We start from the raw sequence: 22,479 nt of genomic DNA, 5'->3' as shown, positions 1-22,479 counted from the left end.
TGTGAGAATAACTTTCGCCAGTTTAATGGTGGCTTTTGAGCCACTTCACGACAACACCGGACATTGCTGCCAATTTCCGGCAACTGGTTAAAAATCAGGATTACTTTACTCGAAAATCATTGCAATGAGAACAGTTTTAATAACCAGTTAAACAAATTGAATTATGGATATAATCGCAATTGAGAGCAAGACTTTCGAACAAATAAAAGAGCGTTTTGAGGATTTCTCCCGACAGGTAAAAAACCTGTGCGGGGATAGCCGGGACAGGGACAAATGGCTGGACAATGACGAAGTTTGTGAACTTCTGCAAATGTCAAGACGGACTTTACAGTCGTACCGGGATAACGGCATCCTACCGTATTCTCAAATAGGTAGAAAGTGCTATTACAAGGTAGCAGATATTGAAAATCTCATTAACCAGTCACAAACCCCAAAATAACAGCAGTTATGGAAACGAAATATATCAACCCGGACAGGTTAACCGGAACATGGGAAAGTGTGAACCTGAACCCGACAGTTATTATTTACCGGGATGGGGAAAGCTATTTACTTAGCATCATCCACATGAACGAAACAAGCAAACAGGCCAGTCCTACGACCTATGAAATACAAAAAGATGAAGAAGGGGTCTTTTTCAATTATAACCTGAAACGAATGGCTATCAGCTATGATGCGAAGCTGGATATATTAAACCTCTCCTTATTAGGAGACTATTCGAGGAACTAAAAATCAAAAAACCATGGAAATACTGGACAAGAAATCAATGGAAATTGTCTCTCTTTTTGAGGAATTGGATGAGTTGTTAAACACCATCCAGCAAGCCCTCAAAAATCGTACTCCGCACCTGAACGGCGAAAAGTTCCTGTCAAACCACGATGTTTGCCGGATGCTGCATATTTCTTCCCGAACTTTACAGGATTGGCGGGATACGGGTAAAATTCCGTTTATTCGGATTAAAGGGAAGATTTTGTACCAGCAATCGGAGATTATGAAGTGGTTGAAAAAACATGTCAACTGCATGTAGTACTATCAAGCCGAGTATTCTTCTCGGCTTTTATTTTGAAATACAGACAATTAAAATAGAAATTTATATTGTATAATTCAATTTAGAGCAATATCTTTACGTTCAAGGTCAATAATTTTGCAGATGAAACAAATAAATAGATTGAAAGTCGTATTGGTTGAGCAGCAACGCACGGGGAAGTGGCTTGCTGAAACATTGGGGAGAAATGAAGCGACTGTTTCTCGCTGGTGTACAAATGAGACCCAACCCTCATTAGAAACGCTTTCAGAAATAGCTAAAATTCTGGACGTAGATATTAAAGATTTGCTCGTTTCAACAAAGAAATAAATCGCATATGTGGACAGATAATACGACAGATAAAGATTTTTTAGGTTTTGATGTACATGCAAATCTGATAAAAGAACTCATCAAAGATGAGAAAATGTTACCCCTTACAATTGGTTTATTTGGGGACTGGGGAAGCGGTAAATCAAGTATTTTGGAGGCACTCAAAAAAGACCTTGAAAAAGAACCTAAAACAGCTTGTCTTTATTTTAATGGATGGGTGTTTGAAGGATATGATGATGCAAAAGCGGCTTTGCTTGAAACAATATTAAGAGAATTTGAGGACGAAAGAAAGTTTGGGGCAGAGATAAAGGATGATATTAAAAAACTATTCAAATCCGTAAACTGGATGAGAATTATCGGATTCGGCATAAAGAATGTTGCATTACCTGCTACTGCTGCATTTATGACAGGAGGGTTAAGTGTCATCCCCCAATTAGTAAATGGGCTAAAAGAAGCAGCCCAAAACCCTACTGATTTAGTTGATAGGATTAAAGGGCAGGATACAGAAGGCTTTCTGAAACAATTCGTGAAAGAAACCGATAATACAGATAAATTTGACGTAGTTCGTAAATTTCGAGATGATTTTGAAGAATTATTGAAAAAGTCCCAAATAGATAAGCTGGTTATTCTTATTGACGATCTTGACAGATGTTTACCTGATAGAATTATAGACAATCTCGAAGCTATTAAATTGTTCTTAAATGTAAAAAACACTGCATTTGTAATTGGTGCAGATCCCAGAATTGTTAGGCATGCTATAGAGTATCGATATAAGGATAAGATTGTTGACACAAATACAGAAAATACCAATGATAGAATTGTAAATGATTATCTTGAAAAATTAATTCAAATACCTTATAGTCTGCCTAAATTATCTGATTCAGAAGTAGAAACGTATATTACGCTACTTTTTTGTGAAAATGATTTGGCATCACCAGATGATTTTAATGGAGTATTAGAAGCATTCAAAAAATTTCGGGAAGAAGAAAGGTATTCTGTTTTTGATTTTGCTAAAGTCAAAGATGCTGTGGGAGATGCAAGTAAAACCGAAAAATTGGAACAGAATGTTTCGCTAATAGCAAAGCTATCTCCAATAATTTCGGAAAGCTTATATGGAAATCCTCGGCAAATTAAACGTTTCCTGAATACGTTCATGTTAAGAAAAAAACTGGCTACAATTGCTCGTATCAAAGATTTCAGGGATGATATTTTGGCGAAACTAATGATTTTGGAATATGCAGAGCCTAAGCTTTTTGAAATATTATACAATTGGCAGATATCGAATCAAGGTATTGCTACCCAATTGGAAAAACTGGAAGAGATTTGCTGTAATAGAGGTGAGGTGAAATCAACTTTCGCTGACGATTTAAAAGAATGGAATAAACCGAAAATTATTAATTGGATGAGTAGTGAACCACTGCTTTCAAAAATAGACCTTCGAGATTATTACTGGATTTCAAGAGATAAATTATCGTCAATGCAAAGTAACTTATTGGTTCCACCAATAGTTAAATCATTGATGACAAAGTTAGAGCCAGAAGGGATGCCGGAGAAGTTAACTACTAAAATCCTCAATGAAGAATTAAAGGTACTGAACGAGAATTACCAGCTCGCATTTTTTAACCTACTAAAACAACGCATCGTTACTGAGCCTGATAAAAACAGGTATTACGAAATATTTACGTTGGCATTAAAAGAAGATTTTGACTGTAAATCTATTTACGTTGATGCTTTAACAAGTGCCGGACGGAAGTTGCCACCTGCGGTAATTGAATCTTTAAAACAGTTCACAGGAACGCATGCTGAGTTTAATCAATTTATAGAAAGTAAACAAAGAGGGAAAAAATAATGGGAACATCGAAATCTTATGAAGGGGCTAAAGGTAATCCCAATTGGTCCCATTTAAGCGGAAGTGTAACAAGAGCGTGTGATACAGGAACTATTTCTAACAATAGTCTAAGTAATGTTGCATCTAATTTTGCAAAATTCTTAGGTGGTTCAAATTATGGAGGAAGGGGAAGATCTAAAATCGGAGGACGAGCTGGTATAAGAACAGCACAAAGATTAGGTGGCTTTTTCGGAGATGTAAAATCCAGCGGATTTAGGTCTGCTCTATCTGGCATTGGGTTTGATGTAACCGATACTACAAAACCGAATGAAGCAATAAACTATTTATTAGAGTATTGTGCTGGTGTTGCATCGTCATTAGACGAAACTGCGGCTAAAGCTGCCGAAAGGCAATTACTTGAAGAAATAGGTAGTGAGGCAAAAGATTTTGAGGAATTAGCAAGAAACTTTGAGCAAAAGATAGAGGAATATGGCATTGAGGAACTTTTGGTAAAATACTATGCTTATTATATCTATGAACATCTCTCTATTGACTTTTATGAGAAATTAATCGAAGAAAAAGGGAAAGCAGCGACCACTAATTTTTATACGCAATTAAGAAAATACCTTGTTGAGAAGGTGAAAAATATTTCTCGGAACCGAGACCTTAGCAAAATTGATTGGGCGGGCAAAGAAGGCGATGAGTTAGTCAAAAATATTTTTGAAGATACACTTAAAGCATTTGAGAATTATGAAAGTTAATATTACTATTCCAAAAGTTGTTCGCAGAGGTGAATTTTCCAAAATAAAATTAGGATACGAAAATTCAGAAGGGAATAATATCTCAGTTTTGTTGAATATTGACTATGTAAATTTATGCAAATTCACCAATCAAAGAAGTGGTCTTGCATTTGATATATTTTTGATTGGTTGTTATGTGTATGGAATTGACATCTTATTGCCAAGAAAAGATTTCTCAACAAATGGGTGGTCGAGAGATATTAAAGTTGAATTTCCTGTTGAATCACCCGAAATATTTGAGAATGGGAAAACAGAGTTAGAACATTTACTTTCCTTTTTGACTGGTGATGAATGGAATATCTCATTTATTAAGAGAGAAGTCACTTCATTATATGCATTTAAACCACGTGCAAGAGTGTTTACAAACAGATATCGACAATCTTTTAAAAAAGTGAGTTTATTTTCGGGAGGACTAGATTCTTTAGTTGGGGTAATTGACCATTTATCAAATTCAAAAGATGAAATTGTTCTTGTATCGCATTATGATGCTACATTTAAAGGAGCAAAGTCTGACCAAGATAAAATTCACAAAATTTTGTCACGAAAATTCTCTCACTACCATTTTATACAGACACGAGTTGATTTATCAAGTTCTGATATAAACGGAAATGAAAGAGAGAATGAACCTTCATTAAGAAGCAGGTCGTTCTTGTTTCTATGTCAAGCCATTTTTGTTGCACATTCAATTGGAGACGGAATTGAGGTCTTAATTCCAGAGAATGGAACAATCTCGTTAAATCACCCCTTAACACCTTCGAGACGGAGTAGTTGCAGTACAAGAACGGCACATCCATATTATTTGACAAGAGTTGTTAGTTTCATTTCTAAGTTAGGGTTAAATCACCTTATAACAAATGATTACGAGATGAAAACAAAAGGTGAAATGTTGAAAAATTGCAATGACAAAGATACATTATTTGCTACATATCAACATTCTTGTTCTTGTGCTAAGAGAGGGCATAAAGTACACTGGGACATAAGAACTGCACCCCAATGTGGAGTTTGTATGCCATGTATATATAGAAGAGTGGCATTGCATCAAATAGGGAGGGATAATGAAAGAGTTGGAACAAATCTGTTTAACCCTCAAAAATATCAATTAGAAAATTTACCAGATGTAGCAGCGTTTATTGACTATATGGGAAGTCCACTCACAATTGAAGATATTGAAAAGAACCTTTTAATAAATGGAACATTACCACTAGATAAAGTAAATCAATATGCACAAGTAGTTAATAGAACCCGAGAGCAAATAACAGATTGGATTCGAGATGAAGGTAGTGTTGAAATTAAAAAGAAACTAGGCATTCAATGATAGACGTACATTGCCATTTTGATATGGCAAAAAAACCCGAGATATATATTTCGGATAATGAAAAAAAAAGGGTAATAACCATTGGAATGACAAATTTGCCTAGTCATTTTCAAATGGGAATAAACCATGTGAAAAGATACAAATATATTCGACTTGCTTTGGGTTTGCACCCATTGAGAGCAAAGGAACATGAGAAAGAATATTTAAAGTTTAGACAGTATGTTAATGAAACCTCATATATAGGAGAGGTCGGTCTGGATTTTTCGCGAGAAGGATTTTCAACAAAAGAAATTCAAGTTAAAAGTTTTGAGTTTGTTTTGGATTGCATAAAGACTAAAAATAAAATATTAAGCTTACACTCCCGACGAGCAGAAAAGGAAACCTTAGAAATGCTTATTGAAAAAGGAATTGAAAATGCTATTTTTCATTGGTATTCTGGTACATTGAGTACTTTGAAAAGTATTGTTAATTCAGGTTTCTTTTTTTCAATCAACTCTGCTATGATTCAATCAGACAATGGGAAAAAGATAATTTCAGAAATACCAAAAGAATTGGTTTTGACAGAAACTGATTTCCCATTTATTGAGAATTGTGACATTGCTAATGTTCATAATTATTTGTCGGAACTGTGGGGAATTTCTAATATTGAAGTTGATAACCTCATTAATTCTAATTTTAAAAGATTAATAAGAAAAATTAAAATCTGAGTTTGCTGATTTCAGTTACTTTGACCAATGCTAGATTGTACGCCTCTTATTGATTCTTTATCAAAATATTACCAGACATCACTCATACTTTTTGTATTATTGTAATTAAACCAATTTATTTTAGCCATGGAAGAAGAAAAAACCGTAGCGGAACTGACCATTTATTACAAAAAACAACGTTTGTCAAGCCTTATCTTTGATAAGCAGGAAACAGCAGATAAATTTATAGAGGGCATAACCCATTTCTTCAATGAAAAAGGAAAAAAGAGATTCTCTTTTAGTGGAGAGATTAAGACTGTTTACACACCTGAAAGCATTGTCGGGCAACTTCATGATTATACCGAAGGGAACGCCAAACCCAAAGGCACTATACTTGAAATGATGAAGATAATCGACGGGCTGAATTGATACTGTTCCTGTACATAAGAGTTGTGAAAATCCCTGAGAGAATGCTACTACATTATAGAATGAGCAGACTGATAAATGACAAGAAAAGACAAGGAATGACACGACAACCAATGTTCATCAGTCTGTTAACATGTTTGATAGGTTTGGAACTGGATAAAAGCCAGTTCAGCCTATGCAGAAACGTGAAAACAAGGATATTGAAGAAGCAACACAGAGGGTCAAAGAAAGGATGCCCCTGGAGAAAATCCGGCGTATCCCCAAATACAGGGATTTATCTCAGGAAGGTTACGAACAGCTTATCAAAGATGCAGAAACCGTTTCCCTGCTGATTATCAGGACTTTCTTCTCAGAAAGATAGCAATCCAGTTGGTTCAATATTTGTGGGGATTTTTCATCCTGAACCTTTAATTTTACATATTTTATTGCCATGAACGATTTAAGCCTTTTTAAACAATTTGCCCCGCAAGCTCCAAAACAATTTCAGGAGGGGAATAATGCGGTTATATATACCCGTGTATCATCGGCAGACCAGGAAGATAATACCAGTCTGGCATCCCAGAAAAAATTTTGTGAGGTATATGCTCAAAAAAAAGGACTAAATGTTGTCGGTTATTTTGGAGGAACATACGAATCTGCTAAAACCGACGACCGCAAAGAATTCAACCGGATGTTAACCTTTGTAAAACGGTCTAAAAACGTCAACTATGTAATTGTTTACTCGTATGAGCGTTTTTCCCGTTCCGGTATCGCCGGGGCTTCAATTGCTGATGATTTATTGAAAAAGTACGGGGTAATTACTTTGGCAACCACACAGGAACTTGACCCCACAACCCCTGCCGGTTCTTTCCAGCAAAAAATATTATTCCTCTTTGGGCAGATGGATAATGAATTAAGGCGGGATAAGATAGTAACGGGGATGAAAGAACGTCTGACAGAGGGATATTGGGTATGGAGTACTCCCCGAGGCTATGACAACCTGAACCCGGGAAAGGGAAAAGCGTCAGAACGTAAACTGGTCGTTAACCAGGAAGGGAAACTATTAAAGAAGGCTTTTGAATGGAAAGCTTATCAACAATTGCCCAATGTTGAGATTGCAAGACGGTTAAATAGAATGGGTATGAATATATCTGAAAAGCGGATGATAGAGTTATTTACCAATCCTTTTTACTGTGGGTTAATCGTTAGTAAAATGCTCCCGGGACAAGTTATTGAAGGAAAACACGAACCACTAATTTCCAGGGAACTATTTTTGAAGGTACATAATATCCGCCAGGAAAACCGGAGCCATAGTTTTGTACACGACAGGGATAATGATAATCTACCCCTGAAAGTTTTTGTGAAGTGTGACAAATGTCGACAAACATTAACTGGCTATCTTGTCAAAAAGAAGGGACTGTATTATTATAAATGCAACACAAAAGGTTGTAAGGTAAACCGAAGTGCCAAGGCTATGCATGAGTTGTTTAGAACAGTTTTAAAATCATTTAGAATTGAAAAGGAAGAACTCTATATTATCAAAATACAACTGGAAGAGCAGATGTCTGTCTTCTTCAAAACTCAAATCGAAGAAGCAAAATCATTTAAAAGCAGGTTGACGGAAACCGAAAGGAAATTGGAAGCTATTGAGGAGCGTTTTGTCATTGGTGAAATTGACCGTAGTCTTTACGATAAATTCAGATCAAAATATGAAAAGGATTGTTTTGAAATTAAACAGGAACTCAATAAAACCGGTGGATATAAATCGAACCTTGGAAAGGTAATAGATTTTGCCATAAAAATATGTCTCAACCCATTGTTATTATGGGAGAAATCAGATTTGAACAGTAAGCGGATATTTCAAAATTTGCTGTTTCCTGAAGGAATTATCTATAATCGTGAATCTGACCAATATCGAACTTCCAGGATAAATTCATTTTTTTCCATGATTCCGCAAATAGCAAGTGATTTAAAAGGACATAAAAACGGGGATTCCATCAAATTTGATAAAATCCCCGCTTGGGTGGAGAATAGCGGAATCGAACCGCTGACCTTTTGACTGCCAGTCAAACGCTCTAGCCAACTGAGCTAATCCCCCTAAAATGCGTTGCAAATATAAAAATATTTTTCTTTCAGTCTGCCAAAAAATTCTGGTAAAGTTTTTGCTATAAAACTATTAGAGTCCATGGAAACAGAAGGTGCTAATTACTAGCACATAATGCCGGCGTTCTTTGCTTATTGTGTCATTTAAAACTTGAAGCCATGAAAAGTAAAAAATCCGATGAAGCTAATCTTGAAAACAAAAAAGGAATGCTATTTCTATTTAGTTTGGTAATTTCTTTAAGTATTGTGTTGTTCGCATTTGAGTGGAAAACCAAACCCAAACCGGTTGTTATTCCCGACATGCCTGCAAGCACAGCAATTGAGGAAATTTACAGGCCACCTGTTACAAAAGAAAAAATAGAACTTCAGAAGCCTAAAATTGAAATTCAGGAGGTTGATATAATTGGAAACGATGAAAAAATAACAGAACCATTTCAATTTTCTACTTCTGAAATAGAAGAACCTCTTCTTGATTTCACCCAATACTTGAACAAATTGCCAGAAAATAACGAAGAAGAGGAAGCTACTGTTTTTTTAAGTCCAGAACAAATGCCTGAGTTTCCGGGTGGGGAACCGGCCTTACGAAAATATCTGGCAGGTTCTGTTCGTTACCCGGTAATTGCGCAGGAAAATGGCATTCAGGGAAAAGTTTATGTAACTTTTGTTATTAATGAGAAAGGAGGAATTGAAAATGTTGCACTTATAAGGGGAATTGATCCGCCACTCGACGAGGAAGCCCTTCGTGTTGTCCGGTCCTTGCCAGTATGGAAACCAGGAAAACAAGGAGGACGAGCAGTAAAAGTAAGATACACAGTACCAATTGTATTTGAATTAAGATAAAATTTAATTTCAATGTTTATAACTTGCATTTGATAATTATTTTTTATCTTTAAACCCCGTTTTAGCGGGAGAGAATTGATATATAAAACAAATAAAAATAAGTAGTATGGATTTAAAGAAGTCACCAAAAGCTGATTTGGAAAGCAAAAAGAATGTTTTCTTTATGGTAGGCTTGGTGGTTGCTCTCGGAGTTACTCTTGTTGCATTTGAATGGACAACAAAACCTAAAAAAGCTGATTCTTTAGGACAAATTCAAACACAAGAGGTAGAAGAGGAAATCATTCCTATCACTCGTGAACAACAAGTAAAGCCACCACCACCACCACCACCACCAAAAGTTGTCGAAGTTTTGAATATCGTTGACGACGATGTGGAAATTGAAGATGAACTGGAGATTGAAGACACAGAAGCTGACGACGAAACAGTTATCGACGTTGCTCCGGTGATTGAAACTCAGGAAGAAGAAGAGGAAGAAGAAGCTCAGGTATTCTTTATTGTTGAGGATATGCCTGAATTCCCCGGGGGAGAACTGGCGTTGCGTAAATACATTGCAAATGCCATTAAATACCCGGTAATTGCTCAGGAAAACGGTATCCAGGGAAAAGTTTATGTAACTTTTGTTGTTGATAAAGACGGTGGCATTTCTGACGCACGTATTGCAAGGGGTGTTGACCCTTCACTTGACAAAGAAGCACTGCGCGTTGTAAACACGCTTCCAAAATGGAAAGCAGGAAAACAACGTGGAAAACCGGTTCGCGTATCATACACCGTGCCGATTAACTTCGTATTGCAGTAAGAAATAAAAAAGATATTTTTGTGCTCCTGATCCATTTTTGGGTCAGGAGTTTTTTATGCTATAAACAGAAAATATGATAGAAACAGCACCTATAACAGAAAAAGCCGTAATTGTTGGGCTAATTAACCAGAATCAGGATGAGAAACAGGCTAAAGAATATCTGGACGAGCTTGAATTTTTAGCTGATACCGCGGGAGCTGAGGTGCTCAAAAAGTTTACCCAAAAACTTGATGTACCCAATGCTGCAACTTTTGTTGGTCCCGGGAAACTGGAAGAGATTGGAAACTACATCAAAGTGATGGAAGCGGATACTGTAATTTTTGATGACGAACTTTCGCCTACTCAACTCAGGAATATTGAACGAGCGTTGGACTGTAAGATCCTTGACCGCACCAACCTCATTCTCGACATTTTTGCCAAACGGGCGAAAACAGCTCATGCAAAAACACAGGTTGAATTGGCTCAATATCAATATCTGTTACCTCGTTTAACAAGGATGTGGACTCACCTTGAACGTCAACGAGGGGGGATTGGAATGCGCGGCCCCGGAGAAACTCAGATTGAGACTGACCGTCGTATCATTCTGGACAAAATTTCGAGATTGAAAGACCAACTGATAAAAATTGACAAACAAAAAGCCACGCAGCGAAAAAACCGAGGAAAACTGGTTCGAGTAGCCCTGGTTGGTTACACCAACGTGGGGAAATCAACCATAATGAATATGATGGCTAAATCGGAAGTTTTTGCAGAAAACAAACTCTTTGCAACCCTGGATACAACCGTTAGAAAAGTAGTTATTGTAAATCTTCCTTTCCTGCTTGCTGACACGGTTGGTTTTATCCGCAAACTTCCCCACGGCCTGGTTGAATCATTTAAATCAACACTCGACGAGGTGCGCGAAGCGGATATTTTACTTCATGTTGTTGATATCTCTCATCCAGGGTTTGAAGAACAAATTGACACTGTGAATGAAACATTAAAAGAAATAGAAGCAGCCGACAAGCCCACAATGTATGTTTTCAATAAAATTGATGCATTTACCTATGTTAAAAAAGACGAAGATGATTTAACTCCTTCAACAAAAGAAAACATTAGCTTGCAGGAATGGAAAAATTCATGGATGGCTAAAAACAATACGCCTGCCCTTTTTATTTCGGCCACCGAAAAAGAAAATATTGAAGAATTCAAACGGGAGTTGTACGAAGAAGTTAAAAAAATCCATTCACAACGGTTTCCGTTTAACGACTATTTATATGATATTACATGGGAAGAAGACTAAATTTTTTTCCCATTACTTCCATCTTTTTTCGGATTCAAACAAACCGAGTATAAATCCGTTCGCCTGTCCTTCAAATTTCGAACCGCACCAAAAGTGTGCAGCTCTTTTAGTAAATCCAAATCTACATCTGCTACCAAAATCATTTCTGTATTTGCCGTGGCTTCAGCCTTTATTCCGTTGGCAGGAAATGAAAAATCGCTTGGAGTAAACACAACCGACTGTGCAAACTGGATATCCATATTTTCTACCTTGGGTAAATTCCCCACCGAACCGGCAATGGCAACGTAACATTCATTCTCAATCGCGCGGGCACGGGCGCAATACCTAACCCGCGAATATCCGTTCTGAGTATCAGTAAGAAAAGGGACAAATAAAATATTCATTCCCTGCTCTGCTAAAATACGCGATAGTTCAGGAAACTCTACATCATAACATATTAACACACCAACCGGACCACAATCGGTTTCAAAAACCTGAATGGTGTCTCCGCCGGAAAGTCCCCAGGTTTTGATCTCATCAGGTGTTACATGCACCTTTTCATAGGTTTCATATGTTCCGTTTCGTCTGCATAAAAAACCGGTATTATACAACCTGTCATCTTTTATCAAAGGAAAACTCCCGGTAACAATGTTTATATTATACGAAATGGCAAGGCTTAAAAAACGCTCTCTTATTTCTTCCGTGTACTCTGCCAGTTTCCGAATGGCATCAGCATAACCAAGGTGATTGTAATCAGCCATCAGCGGCGCGTTAAAATATTCGGGAAAAAGCACGAAATCGCCATTATAACTGGCTACTGCATCAACAAAATATTCCACCTGGGTAAACAGTTCCTCAATATTTTTGTAAAGTCGCATTTGCCACTGAATCAGCCCCAAACGAACAACCGATTTTTGACCGCTTACTTTGTCTGATTGTTTCTCATAATAAATGTTGTCCCACTGCAGAAGTACGGCATATTCTTTTGATTCTTTATCGCCCGGCATATAACCTTTTAAGATTTTCTTTACATGAAAATCGTTGGAAAGCTGAAAGTTCAGAACCGGATCATTGATCTCCTGGTATTTTACTTTCTGAATATATTCTTTGGGAGACAATTCGCTTGCAAACTTGTAATAGTTGGGAATTCGCCCCCCAAAAACAATGGCTTTCAAATTTAATCTTTCGCAAAGCTCTTTACGGGCATCATATAATCTTCTGCCCAATCGTAAACCCCGGTAATCAGGCCGGATAAACACATCTATTCCGTAAAGCGTATTTCCCTTCGGATTATGCGTATTAAAACTGTAACGACCAATAATTTCTTCATAAGTGTGAGAATCGCCAAACAATTCATATTTTACAATAATTGAAAGTGCCGACCCAACAACCACTCCGTCAACAACCACTGCAAATTGTCCTTCAGGGAATATTTTCACCAGCTTCCGAATATCCTTTTTTTCCCAGTAATCGTCCTGCCAGTTGGGATAGGCTTCCATCGACGATTTATGCAACTCCTCATAGTCATCAATATTCAACTGCCGCAATTCTACTTTTTCTATATTTTCCATGCTTAAAAATTCAATTTGTTTGGCACTTTAAGATATAAAAAAAGCCCGGTTTCCCGAGCTTTATATAATTTGAAAGTTTTAAATTCCTTGATTATTTAACTTCGCCGTTGGCAATTAACCACTCCGCAATTTGAACTGCATTTAAAGCGGCGCCTTTTTTAATTTGATCGCCCACGCACCAGAAAGTGATACTATTTGGATCTGTAACGTCCTGACGAATTCTCCCCACATAAACATCATCTTTACCGGAAACAAACAGCGGCATTGGGTATTCTTTTTCCGCCGGATTATCGATAACAGTAAGTCCTTCAAATTTTCCAAATGCATCCTTTACTTCCTGAACAGAGAGAGGCTTCTCTGTTTCCACCCAAATTGCTTCAGAGTGTGCCCGGGCAACCGGAATACGAACACAAGTGGCACTCACTTCAGCATCGGTATGCATAATTTTTTTGGTCTCCCAGTTCATCTTCATTTCTTCCTTTGTATAATCATTTTCAAGGAAAACATCGATGTGAGGAATAATATTCATAGCCAACTGGTAAGGGAATTTATTGATTGTTACATCCTTTCCGTTTGCTACTTCCTGAACCTGTTGTTCCAACTCAGCAATTCCCTGAGCTCCTGCCCCACTTGCCGCCTGGTATGTAGCAACACGAACTCTTTTTATTTCTGACAGCTCCTCAATAGGCTTCAGTGCCACAACCATCTGAATAGTAGAACAATTCGGATTCGCAATAATATTTCTTGGCCGAACTTTTGCATCTTCAGGATTTACTTCGGGAACAACCAACGGAACATCGTCGTCGTAACGAAATGCGCTGGAGTTATCAATCATTATCGCGCCGTGTTTCGTAATTGTAGTTGCAAATTCCTTTGAAATACCGGCACCGGCTGAAGTCAGGGCAATATCAATATCCTTAAAATCGTCGCCATGCTTTAATTCCTTTACTGTTAGTTTTTTTCCTTTAAATTCATATTCATTTCCGGCACTTCTCGCCGAACCAAATAAAACTAACTCGTCGAGCGGGAAATTCCGCTCCTGCAACACCTGGAGAAACTCCTGCCCCACAGCGCCGCTGGCTCCTACAATTGCAACTTTCATCGTAAACTCTTTAATTAAAATTAAGTCTGCTTTATTAAATTAATTGCGGTAAAATTAGTATTTTGCCTGTAAATGCAAATGTCATGGTTCAGAATATCCTCAAATTCTTAACAATCAGTTTGCTCATCTCTCCCAATATGTCAAATTCACAGGAAATATGGAGAGAAAACTTTATGGTGCCCGAAAAAGGCGTTTGGGGAAGTAACGATGCCTCTTCAATAAAAACTGATTTTAAAGGAGTTTCAACCTGGACGCTTGACTACACAAACATCCGGTTAAAAGACTCTAACGACTATGCCAAGACGGTCTCCACATCCGGTGGGCGGTTTGAATGCAAAGATATTGACGGCGAAGTCGTTTGGAGTTCTGAAGAAATTGATATTTCGAATTTCGAGAATGTTTCGATCCAACTTACAGCGCAGGAGGTAGGAAGTGGCGAAAATAAATCGACAAAATATCTGAAAGCATATTACAAATTGAATTCAACTGCTGAAATTCCTTTTGAAATAAATGGTGAAAAATATGGAGGTTGGGGAACGGATACAGTTTTTCAATCAGGATTAAATGGCAACAAGTTACAGATTGTTGTACATATTTGTAATTTCTATTCTGCCGACAAAGTTATTCTTGACGAAGTAGTTGTCTCAGCCGAAGAAAAAGAATATCCTCTGGCGCAACCGGGGGATATTGTTATTAATGAAATTTTATTTAACCCGTTCCCTGATGGCGAAGATTACGTGGAAATTTATAATACTTCAGAAAAAGAATTCCCAACGAAAGACCTGTTTCTTGCTTCTCGCGACAACGATGCTCAACTTACCCAAATCTACAGTTTATCAGGAGAAAAATACCTTTTGCAAGCGTGGAGTTATCTCGCAGCAACAAGAGATACAAATGCTGTTTTCCCTTTTTATTTTATTGAATGTCCGGATTGTTTCCAACAAGTGACAAAAATGCCTTCGTTTAACAACGACGATGATGTTGTTGTGCTGTTAAACAAAAACATGGAAATTATTGACGAATTTTTTTATTCTGAAGATTTACATATTCCCTGGCTTGCCAATGTTGACGGCGTTTCATTGGAACGAATCTCAGTTTCAACAGAAACGAACCAGCCGGGAAACTGGACTTCGGCAAGTACAGAATCGGGTTACGGAACACCCGGTTATAAAAACTCACAAGCCGGAAATCCAGATATTTCGAAGCCCCACGTAACATTTGAACCCGAGGCATTCTCTCCCAACTTTGATGGATTTAACGATGAATACAAAATACGTTACGAACTTGACAAACCCGGCTATGTTGGAAACGTAAAGATTTTTGACTCAAAAGGACATTTTGTTTTGCAGCTTTTAAAAAACGAAATTTTAGGAACAACCGGGGAACTAACATGGAACGGGAAAGACGAAACCGGGCAACGTCAGCCTTTGGGAGTATATATAACTCTTGTTGAAATTTTTGATTCCAACGGACAAGTATTTCGGTTTAAAGATGGTGTGGTTTTAACTGATTTATTGGAATAAATTGAATTTTCCTAAATATATTTTAATAATTTAAATTATATCTATTTCAACACCTAAGAAACTTATGTATTGTTTTCTATCTTCACTTTATGCAAAAAAATCAGTTATACAAAGGAAGCCTTTCAACCATAGTTTTGAAATTATTAGCCGATAATGAAAAAATGTATGACTACCAGATTACCCGCAAAGTAGAGAAAATTACAGCAGGAGAGCTGGTTATAACTGAAGGAGCCCTTTACCCCATTCTGCATAAACTGGAAGCTAAAGGATTATTAAGTGTTGAAATTTAAAAAGTAAATAATCGCCCGAGGAAATATTATTTTCTCACTGAAACAGGAAAAAAAGAAACCGTGAATTTGCTGAATAAGATGAAAGCTTTTATCCAAAATATGGATGTTCTGTTAAACCCAAAACTTACTTAAAATGAACAGAACCACAACACCTGAAGAAACTAAAAAACTGTTTGAATTCTGCCATAAACATTTTGTTTATCACTACGATTTAAAGGTTGAGCTGGTCGATCACCTGGCTTCTTCCATCGAGGAGCAGTGGAAAAAAAATCCCGATCTTCTGTTTAACAAAGCATTACATAAAAGCTTTATAAAATTTGGAATAACAGATTTTAGTAAAATAAAAGAGCAAAAACAAAAAGAACTCACCCTGAAATACAACCGTTTAATTTGGAAATATGTCCCTGACTTTTTTAGCTGGCCTAAAATTAACATGCCCCTGGCTTTTACCCTTGTTCTGGCAACAATGTTTAAGTTGGTAAAAAACGACATCTGGATCATTGCGCCTTACCTTGGGGCTTTAACACTATTTGTGGTTTACTATTATTTTATCATTTTTCCGAAAAAATTTATAACAGAAAAAATAAACGGTAAGAAATTCTTGTTATTGGAACAATTAAAACGGTCGCAGTCGATGCCAATACTAATGGTTCAGATTCCCATTCAAATTCCAAATTTATGGAATATGTCGGAAATCGCATTCATACAAAACACACTGGGTATCTTAACTATTTCGTTGCTTATAATTATTTTTACGATATTGATGTTTGACGAACTATTTTATATCCCCGAAAAAATAAAAGAACATTTCAAAGAACAATTTCCGGAATTTGCTTTAAAATAAATGTAACTTTTAAAAAGAAAAGAAACTAACAACATAAACGATTTAGAAATTCAAAAACAAAAACACTCCTCTTACAATGAAACGAAACTTTTTTTACTTTGCCTGGCGCGAACTCACCCGATCGGCCTACCTGCGAAAAAATATGGCGGCCAAGGGGGTTTTGATTTTTTTAGCGCTTTACTTTTCTTTGGTTGCACTGGCAATGGGATTTAACCTGAGTGAACACCTTTCAGCAAATTTTCCGGATCAGTCGCAAATTTCAGCTTTCAACTCCCTCATTTTTATCTACGTAGGTTTTGAGTTGGTTATCCGAATTATGGTACAAAATCTTCCAACATTTGGATTTCAGCCTTTTCTGATTATCCCGGTAAAACGAAAACGGATTGCGCGTTACATGCTTAACAAATCGTTATTGCATTTCTTTAACTTTTTGCCCTTGTTTTTACTTCTGCCATTTACCTTTCGGTCGGCAGTACATGAACTGGAAACTCCCGTTTTATTTGCCTGGCTGGGCTCTTTATTCTTTATGATTTTTGTAAATCACTTTCTGGCCATTTATATTAAATGGCGAACCAACGAATCAGATTGGTTTTTCTATGGGTTCCTGATAGTGGCAGCCAGTATTTTTGCAATAGATTATTTTGAGGTATTTGACATTACCGCAAATTTTGGCAAACTATTCGATCTTATAGTCCGGAATCCGGGTTACATCGTTGTTTTTCCTCTTGCAATTATTGCACTTTATACGCTGAATAACAGGTATCTTCTTAATCGGTTTTATATCGACGAAATTTCGCAAAAGAAAAAAGAAACAAAAGCTTACGATTTCTCCTGGCTGAATCAAGTGGGTGAATACGGAAAAATGCTGTCGCTGGAAGTAAAAATGATCGCGCGAAACAAACGTCCGAGAACCAGTGCTATCATGTCAATCCTCTTTATTTTTTATGGACTGATAATCTATCAGGATGCCGATGTCAGAGAAATTCCTGAGGCTATCATGGCTTTTGGCGGGATGTTTATGACCGGAATTTTCAGCATGACCTACGGCCAGTTTTTTCCGGCATGGCACAGCAGATATTACCCTTTTTTAATGGCCCAAAATGTAAAAATGAAACAGGTATTACAATCTGCTTTTTTCCTGATGGCAGTTACCAACATTGTATTTTACCTCCTTTCCCTGGGCTACATGTATCTTTCACCCAAAGTACTTTATATTCATTTTGCAGTAATGCTTTATAATATCGGGGTAAATTCGTTTGTAATATTTGCACTGGGACTAAATAGCCGAAAATCTATAAATCTTGATGAGCGCGGCATGTTTAATTACCAGGGCATGGGTGCAACACAGTGGTTGATTGCTTTCCCTATTATATTTGGACCAATGGCTGTTTATGGATTACTTTCATGGACTATCGGAAACATTGGAGCCTATATTGTTTTAGGCAGTCTCGGATTAATTGGGATTATTTTACATCCACGTTTAATCGACTATTTCACAAAAGAATATTTAAAAAGAAAACACCGCATGATTGCGGCATATAAAAAGAGCTAGATGCCCCACCCCTCCAAAAGAGGGAGCGAAGCAATCCAAATTTTGAAAATTTTAATCTGAAAAATTAAACATCATGATACAAGTTAATAATTTACAAAAATCGTATAAAGAAACTGTTGTTCTGGATCTTCCGGAATTAAAAATTGAAAAAGGTGAAGTTTTTGGCCTTGTAGGAAATAACGGGGCAGGGAAAACCACATTTTTCTCATTGGTACTTGATTTAATTCGTGCCTCCAAAGGAAATGTAACCATTGATAATATTCCGGTTTCAAAATCGGAAGAATGGAAATCGCTGACCAGTGCCTACATCGATGAAAGTTTTACCATCGGCTATCTTACACCCGATGAATATTTCAACTTTATTGGCGAACTGCGCGACATGAACGCCAACGATATCGTAAAATTCCTTGAAGAATTTGAAGATTTTTTCAATGATGAAATTATCGGAAAAAAGAAATTTATTCGTGATCTTTCCAAAGGAAACCAGAAGAAGGCAGGTGTTGTTGGCGCACTGATGGGCAATCCTGAACTTGTAATCCTCGATGAACCATTTGCCAACCTCGATCCAACATCGCAGTTTAAACTACGGAAAATCATCAAAGAATCTGCTTCCGAAAAAGGAAAAACTTTTATGATCTCAAGTCACGACCTTGACCACGTTGCCGATGTTTGCACCCGTATTGTTATTTTGGAAAAAGGGAAAGTAGTACGCGATGTACAAAAAACTGAAACCACACTGGCCGAACTTGAAGAATTTTTTACCGGTGTAAAAGCCGAAGCTTCATTTCACGACGAACTGTAAAAACATAATTATTGATATCGTTCACTAAGGGTTACCATTGCGTAACCCTTTTTTTCTGAAATAAACTTAAGTTTATATTTTACATTTTTAACGCAACCTTTTACGTAGAATAATAATCTTCCAACTAAACTAAATCAAATGCAAACAAGAATCACCCTTACAAGCTTTCTTTTCTTATTTTCTTATTCAATCTTATTTTCTCAGGACTTTACTTTAGGAGTAGAAAACGGAATTAACTATTCCAACCTCCGTGGCGATATTTTCAATAACAACTGGCAGGCAAACCCCGGTCCTGTAAATGGTATTTTTGCAAAGTATTCTCTCGGCAAGTGGTTTACGCTTCAGTCAGGAACCAATTTTGTTTCTTTTACATACAGAAACAGGGATGGTAACGACTATTACTATTACACTGACGAATTCCATACAACCTATAGTTCAAGCAGTTACTGGAACCCCTCTTCCATAGCGCCAACGGGAGGATACTACTACTATCCGGAGGAAACAAGCCTGAATTTTATACGACTTCCTTTACAACTGAAATTTAAAACACAGGGGAAATTACATTTCGAAATGGGAGGAGGTGCTTATTACGCTTTTCTGGTTAATGACGAATACCGTGGCAAAGATAAAGACTTGTTTATCAATAAATATGGTAAAGAATCATTGCCCTCAATGACAGATTGGGGCTGGATTTTGTCGGCGGGGTTAAATTATTCTGTATCCAACCGGCTGGAATTGAACTTAAATGCTCAAACTACTTACGGACAGAAAGTTTACCTGGATGAAAATGAGGGAAAAAACGGAGCAACAGAAATCACCTTTGGCGTTGGATACAAATTATTTACCGGAACCAAAAATCAGAAACACGAAAAAAACGATTCTACACGTAGCAATATTAGTTTGCTTCCTCACTCAGGAATATTACTTTCAACTACGGCAAACCCGAAGTATCGCGACCAATATTCATCTTCTCTTGGTTTTTCTTCAGGTGTTTCGGTGAGGTTTACTCTTGACCAAAACGTTTCCATAATTTCAGGTGCCTGGTACGAAAGAAAAGGTTATGAATTGGATTATGTAGGAGACAACATCTTCTTATACATGGAGCCCAAAGAAGGTGACAGTTATGTTCCGATATCAACCAAGGTCAATCTTGACTATGTTACCATCCCGTTCCTTTTTGAATTTGATTTAGGAGGCACTTTTTCAAAAAAAATAAATTTTGGCTTGTATTATTCTTTTATGCAAAATGCAATGGTTAAAGGAGAAATAACAGAGACCTATTCCAGCACAACACAATATTCAATTCAAAAAAGGTACATCAATCACAATATAGACGGAAGGTTTAGGCAATCCGATTTCGGATTTGCAGGTGGAGTACGGTTTGAATATCCTGTATGGCAAAATACAGAACTCTTTTTTGGAGCTAACTGTGCTTTCGGATTTGAAGATATTCTTGATAAAGAATACGCGAGAGAACTTAATGCGGGCCAAAATCAAAAAATCCTGACATCGTCGTATTCCTTTGTGTTAGGTTTTGCTTTTCAAACCCCTCAAAACTAAACAAAAATGAAAAAATCAGGACTATTTGTTTTAATGCTGGTAATACTCGGTGCTTGTGAAAAATATCCCCTTTCAAACTCTGAAACACAAGAATGGTTGGGTTTTGGTGTTTCGGGGAACTATCAATCAGCCGAAGCAGGAAATTACCTCCCCGACAGTATTGGTATTGTTTTCGATAACCAGGCGGTATTGCTTAAAAATGGCAATACATTCAAAATAGAATTTGAGGTGGTTGAAGGTGGAGGGACGGTTGATGAACCGGTTCTGTATTCCAACTTCAGCTCCAACACACAAGGAAGATTGTTTACCAGATGGAAACTGGGCACCGATTCAAACAACCAGGTAATAAAAGCCACATTTTATGATTCGAACGGAAAATACCTGACAGAAACGCAGTGGTATGCTACTGCTTATTTTACAAACGACTGGAATTCAATTACCTCCACCCCTCTTTTGGGAATCCAGGACATGGTTTACGATACCATTCTTCAAAAATCGATGTTAATTTCAAACGGCCATCTTTATCAAAGTACTGATAAGTTTTACAAATGGACTCCGGTTGCTTTTCCTTTCTATACGAACGTAAAAGAGATGGAAATAAGCACAACAGGAGAAATTTTTGTAGCGGGCTGGGACGGAACCTTATATAAAACTGAAGATTGGGGAGAAAACTGGTCGGAACTGGAAAATCCAATTCCTGACAATCACTACAACTACGAACTCACAATTACAAAGGAAGATTATATATGGGCAAACAAACAGGATTATGGTGTGTACTGTTCAAAAGACAATGGACTCACCTGGCAAAAAGATACAGCCGGCCTTGAAAATCAGGAAAGACTGGGTCGTATTTATTCTTTTGCTGATTCAGCCCATATGGCAATTTCACATTATAATATGAAGATACTTCAAACCACTAACGACGGGCTTTCCTGGGAGCCGGTAAATACTCCTGAATACTCGTCAACAATGTTTATTACTGATGAAAACGAAATAATCGCACAAAACCAAAATGGTTTTAATCTGCACAAATCGGTTGACGGAGGGGAGACGTACAGAAAAGTATTTTCCACCAGTGTTGCTTATGGCACCACCTCCATACATTGTTACCACAAGTTTGGAGATGATTATTATGTACTGGCTCCCGGAGGCGGGGTGTGGAAAACAAAAGATTTTGAAAATTTTGAAAAACAAATTCTCTTCGACCGCCAAAGTTTTTTATTTTTCGACCACAGAGGGACAATTTATGCATGCGGACATAATTATTCCAATGCGCAGGAACCAACGCTAATTTACCCGGGAAAAGATTAATTACATTTGGTTTACTTTTTTCGTAAATTAGAGTTAAATTAATTTTATCCTGCATCCGTATGTCAAATGAAGAAACAAATAAAAAACAGGTAATTTCAAATATGGCGGCATTGTGTAGTCGATCGGAGCAGTGTTCTCCCGATATTTACAAAAAAATTATTGCTGCTGGATTAACCGATGAGGAAGCTGTTGAAATACTGAACTATTTAAAACAAGAAAAGTACATTGATGACGAGCGATATGTGAACGCATACGTTGCCGAAAAATTCAAAATCAATAAATGGGGACGGATAAAAATGAAATATTATCTCCGCATGAAAGGCCTGCCCGATGACGTTATTCAAAACGGATTAGAATCAATTGATGAAAAAAAATACATTGATCTTTTGCTAAAGACCATGAAAGAAAAAGCACGGAAAATAAAAAATAAAAGCAAGTTTGAAAAAATGGGGCAAATTATCCGATACACACAAAGCCGTGGTTTTGAACCTGAATTAATTCACCGATATATGAATATGATTTTGGAATAAACAAACAACTTT

General features: G+C 37.1%; 24 protein-coding genes and 1 tRNA gene. 22 read left to right on the top strand and 3 right to left on the bottom strand.

Going from position 1 to position 22,479, the window contains the following annotated elements:
* The first annotated feature begins 163 nt into the window (after nucleotides 1–163).
* The 11 genes from K5G00_RS14705 to K5G00_RS14655 all read left to right on the top strand — a co-directional run bounded on the left by K5G00_RS14705 (nucleotide 164) and on the right by K5G00_RS14655 (nucleotide 8,444).
* Nucleotides 164–439: a helix-turn-helix domain-containing protein gene (locus tag K5G00_RS14705; protein ID WP_238766937.1), complete on the top strand. Its 276-nt coding sequence runs from the start codon at nucleotides 164–166 to the stop codon at nucleotides 437–439.
* Nucleotides 440–447: 8 nt separating this feature from the next.
* Nucleotides 448–726: a DUF3876 domain-containing protein gene (locus K5G00_RS14700; RefSeq protein ID WP_238766936.1), complete on the top strand. Its 279-nt coding sequence runs from the start codon at nucleotides 448–450 to the stop codon at nucleotides 724–726.
* A 13-nt stretch (nucleotides 727–739) separates the two neighbouring features.
* The gene (locus K5G00_RS14695) at nucleotides 740–1,024 is read left to right on the top strand and encodes a helix-turn-helix domain-containing protein (protein WP_238766935.1); all 285 of its coding nucleotides are present in this window, start codon (nucleotides 740–742) and stop codon (nucleotides 1,022–1,024) included.
* Between the two features lie 141 nt (nucleotides 1,025–1,165).
* Nucleotides 1,166–1,351, top strand: coding sequence for a helix-turn-helix transcriptional regulator (locus tag K5G00_RS14690; protein ID WP_238766934.1), 186 nt, complete (start codon nucleotides 1,166–1,168; stop codon nucleotides 1,349–1,351).
* Nucleotides 1,352–1,358: 7 nt separating this feature from the next.
* Nucleotides 1,359–3,200 (top strand): KAP family P-loop NTPase fold protein, encoded by a 1,842-nt coding sequence (locus K5G00_RS14685; RefSeq protein ID WP_238766933.1) that lies wholly within the window; start codon nucleotides 1,359–1,361, stop codon nucleotides 3,198–3,200.
* Nucleotides 3,200–3,940, top strand: coding sequence for an NUDIX hydrolase (locus tag K5G00_RS14680; RefSeq protein WP_238766932.1), 741 nt, complete (start codon nucleotides 3,200–3,202; stop codon nucleotides 3,938–3,940). Before K5G00_RS14685 ends, K5G00_RS14680 begins: the two co-directional genes overlap by 1 nt.
* Nucleotides 3,930–5,294 carry a Qat anti-phage system QueC-like protein QatC gene (gene qatC / locus K5G00_RS14675; RefSeq protein WP_238766931.1) on the top strand — a complete coding sequence of 455 codons (1,365 nt, stop codon included), beginning with the start codon at nucleotides 3,930–3,932 and terminating at the stop codon, nucleotides 5,292–5,294. Before K5G00_RS14680 ends, qatC begins: the two co-directional genes overlap by 11 nt.
* Nucleotides 5,291–6,001, top strand: a complete 711-nt coding sequence (locus K5G00_RS14670) for a TatD family hydrolase (protein ID WP_262921371.1) — start codon at nucleotides 5,291–5,293, stop codon at nucleotides 5,999–6,001. Before qatC ends, K5G00_RS14670 begins: the two co-directional genes overlap by 4 nt.
* Nucleotides 6,002–6,127: 126 nt before the next feature.
* Entirely contained in the window at nucleotides 6,128–6,409 is a 282-nt protein-coding gene (locus tag K5G00_RS14665) for a hypothetical protein (RefSeq protein ID WP_238766929.1), read from the top strand.
* Nucleotides 6,410–6,581: 172 nt separating this feature from the next.
* Nucleotides 6,582–6,767 (top strand): hypothetical protein, encoded by a 186-nt coding sequence (locus tag K5G00_RS14660; RefSeq protein WP_238766928.1) that lies wholly within the window; start codon nucleotides 6,582–6,584, stop codon nucleotides 6,765–6,767.
* A gap of 69 nt (nucleotides 6,768–6,836) precedes the next feature.
* The gene (locus tag K5G00_RS14655) at nucleotides 6,837–8,444 is read left to right on the top strand and encodes a recombinase family protein (protein ID WP_238766927.1); all 1,608 of its coding nucleotides are present in this window, start codon (nucleotides 6,837–6,839) and stop codon (nucleotides 8,442–8,444) included.
* Here K5G00_RS14655 and K5G00_RS14650 read toward each other — a convergent pair.
* Nucleotides 8,410–8,483, bottom strand: a tRNA-Ala gene (locus K5G00_RS14650). The genes K5G00_RS14655 and K5G00_RS14650 overlap by 35 nt on opposite strands.
* A gap of 164 nt (nucleotides 8,484–8,647) precedes the next feature.
* Here K5G00_RS14650 and K5G00_RS14645 point away from each other — a divergent pair.
* From K5G00_RS14645 to hflX, 3 genes are all read left to right on the top strand, one after another.
* A complete protein-coding gene (locus tag K5G00_RS14645; RefSeq protein WP_238766926.1) occupies nucleotides 8,648–9,328 on the top strand; it encodes an energy transducer TonB in 681 nt (226 codons plus the stop codon).
* Nucleotides 9,329–9,434: 106 nt separating this feature from the next.
* Nucleotides 9,435–10,124 carry an energy transducer TonB gene (locus K5G00_RS14640; RefSeq protein ID WP_158867505.1) on the top strand — a complete coding sequence of 230 codons (690 nt, stop codon included), beginning with the start codon at nucleotides 9,435–9,437 and terminating at the stop codon, nucleotides 10,122–10,124.
* A gap of 73 nt (nucleotides 10,125–10,197) precedes the next feature.
* The gene (gene hflX, locus K5G00_RS14635) at nucleotides 10,198–11,403 is read left to right on the top strand and encodes a GTPase HflX (RefSeq protein WP_158867503.1); all 1,206 of its coding nucleotides are present in this window, start codon (nucleotides 10,198–10,200) and stop codon (nucleotides 11,401–11,403) included.
* On the opposite strand, the gene K5G00_RS14630 is transcribed toward hflX, so the two are convergent.
* Complete coding sequence (locus tag K5G00_RS14630) at nucleotides 11,400–12,953, bottom strand: bifunctional GNAT family N-acetyltransferase/carbon-nitrogen hydrolase family protein (RefSeq protein WP_238766925.1); 1,554 nt, start codon at nucleotides 12,951–12,953, stop codon at nucleotides 11,400–11,402. The genes hflX and K5G00_RS14630 overlap by 4 nt on opposite strands.
* 91 nt (nucleotides 12,954–13,044) lie before the next feature.
* Nucleotides 13,045–14,055, bottom strand: a complete 1,011-nt coding sequence (locus K5G00_RS14625) for an aspartate-semialdehyde dehydrogenase (RefSeq protein WP_238766924.1) — start codon at nucleotides 14,053–14,055, stop codon at nucleotides 13,045–13,047.
* 83 nt (nucleotides 14,056–14,138) lie between these two features.
* Here K5G00_RS14625 and K5G00_RS14620 point away from each other — a divergent pair, with 83 nt between their 5' ends.
* From K5G00_RS14620 to K5G00_RS14585, 8 genes are all read left to right on the top strand, one after another.
* Nucleotides 14,139–15,578 (top strand): lamin tail domain-containing protein, encoded by a 1,440-nt coding sequence (locus K5G00_RS14620; RefSeq protein WP_238766923.1) that lies wholly within the window; start codon nucleotides 14,139–14,141, stop codon nucleotides 15,576–15,578.
* 89 nt (nucleotides 15,579–15,667) lie between these two features.
* A complete protein-coding gene (locus K5G00_RS14615; protein ID WP_238766922.1) occupies nucleotides 15,668–15,868 on the top strand; it encodes a PadR family transcriptional regulator in 201 nt (66 codons plus the stop codon).
* Nucleotides 15,869–16,001: 133 nt separating this feature from the next.
* Nucleotides 16,002–16,712 (top strand): hypothetical protein, encoded by a 711-nt coding sequence (locus K5G00_RS14610; RefSeq protein WP_238766921.1) that lies wholly within the window; start codon nucleotides 16,002–16,004, stop codon nucleotides 16,710–16,712.
* 76 nt (nucleotides 16,713–16,788) lie between these two features.
* Nucleotides 16,789–18,264, top strand: a complete 1,476-nt coding sequence (locus K5G00_RS14605; RefSeq protein ID WP_238766920.1) for a DUF5687 family protein — start codon at nucleotides 16,789–16,791, stop codon at nucleotides 18,262–18,264.
* A gap of 73 nt (nucleotides 18,265–18,337) precedes the next feature.
* Nucleotides 18,338–19,066, top strand: coding sequence for an ABC transporter ATP-binding protein (locus K5G00_RS14600; RefSeq protein WP_238766919.1), 729 nt, complete (start codon nucleotides 18,338–18,340; stop codon nucleotides 19,064–19,066).
* Nucleotides 19,067–19,204: 138 nt separating this feature from the next.
* Nucleotides 19,205–20,626, top strand: coding sequence for a porin family protein (locus tag K5G00_RS14595; RefSeq protein ID WP_238766918.1), 1,422 nt, complete (start codon nucleotides 19,205–19,207; stop codon nucleotides 20,624–20,626).
* A 6-nt stretch (nucleotides 20,627–20,632) separates the two neighbouring features.
* Nucleotides 20,633–21,937: a sialidase family protein gene (locus tag K5G00_RS14590; protein WP_238766917.1), complete on the top strand. Its 1,305-nt coding sequence runs from the start codon at nucleotides 20,633–20,635 to the stop codon at nucleotides 21,935–21,937.
* Nucleotides 21,938–21,996: 59 nt separating this feature from the next.
* Entirely contained in the window at nucleotides 21,997–22,467 is a 471-nt protein-coding gene (locus tag K5G00_RS14585) for a regulatory protein RecX (protein WP_238766916.1), read from the top strand.
* Nucleotides 22,468–22,479: the final 12 nt, after the last annotated feature.

It is taken from the genome of Maribellus maritimus (assembly GCF_022267315.1).
GTDB lineage: Bacteria > Bacteroidota > Bacteroidia > Bacteroidales > Prolixibacteraceae > Draconibacterium > Draconibacterium maritimum.
This window is presented reverse-complemented; position numbering and strand designations above follow the sequence as displayed.